This is a genomic window from Vibrio sp. 1457 (assembly GCF_033340195.1).
GTDB lineage: Bacteria > Pseudomonadota > Gammaproteobacteria > Enterobacterales > Vibrionaceae > Vibrio > Vibrio alginolyticus.
The window spans coordinates 1-1,022 of the sequence record NZ_JAWOWA010000158.1 but is presented as its reverse complement, the minus strand read 5'-3'; the positions used below and the strand labels follow the sequence as shown (position 1 = coordinate 1,022).

Genomic DNA, 1,022 nt, shown 5'->3' with positions numbered 1-1,022 from the left:
GTCTTCTACCGGCGCAACCTTCTCGCCATCCTGCGGGAGCGCGAGGTAGCCGGCGTCGGATCGGATATGGCTTTGAGTAAGGGCCTGCCGTTCCGCGCCGCCACGGACGGCGAGAGCGTCAGCGGCAAGTTTACCGGAACCGTGCATCTATCGAGCGGCAAGTTCGCCGTGGTCGAGAAATCCCATGAGTTCACCCTTGTCCCGTGGCGGCCGATCATCGACCGCCAACTCGGCCGCGAGGTTATGGGCATCGTGCAGGGCGGGTGGGTGTCGTGGCAGTTAGGGCGGCAGAGGGGGCTGGAACGCTGAGTGCGCCCATGCCGCATTGCGAAGCAAAAGATAATCGGATAAAATGTAGCAATTCATATTCGTAAGCGTGGAGTAATCAGATGGGAAATTCCAAGTCAGCAGACAAGTAAGCCGCAACAACCAGTATTGTTGTTGCGGCGCTCTGTAAGGCTAGTCTCATCTGATTGCTGACGAGCAGACGTCGCCCGGTATTCCTTAATCGAGGGTTGATTCGTCATGACCACCACACGCCCCGCGTGGGCCTATACGCTGCCGGCAGCACTGCTGCTGATGGCTCCTTTCGACATCCTCGCTTCACTGGCGATGGATATTTATCTCCCTGTCGTTCCAGCGATGCCCGGCATCCTGAACACGACGCCCGCTATGATCCAACTCACGTTGAGCCTCTATATGGTGATGCTCGGCGTGGGCCAGGTGATTTTTGGTCCGCTCTCAGACAGAATCGGGCGACGGCCAATTCTACTTGCGGGCGCAACGGCTTTCGTCATTGCGTCTCTGGGAGCAGCTTGGTCTTCAACTGCACCGGCCTTTGTCGCTTTCCGTCTACTTCAAGCAGTGGGCGCGTCGGCCATGCTGGTGGCGACGTTCGCGACGGTTCGCGACGTTTATGCCAACCGTCCTGAGGGTGTCGTCATCTACGGCCTTTTCAGTTCGATGCTGGCGTTCGTGCCTGCGCTCGGCCCTATCGCCGGAACATTGATCGGCGAGTTCTT

The 1,022-nt window shown here is 58.5% G+C and carries 2 protein-coding genes; both read left to right on the top strand.

The window, feature by feature from the left end; all coding sequences use genetic code 11:
- On the top strand, window positions 1-309 hold a 309-nt coding region (locus R7Z41_RS24540), incomplete at its 5' end, for a DUF3363 domain-containing protein (RefSeq protein WP_318141709.1).
- Window positions 310-525: 216 nt separating this feature from the next.
- Window positions 526-1,022, top strand: a 497-nt coding sequence (locus R7Z41_RS24535) for an MFS transporter (RefSeq protein WP_318141708.1), incomplete at its 3' end; no start/stop codon positions are given.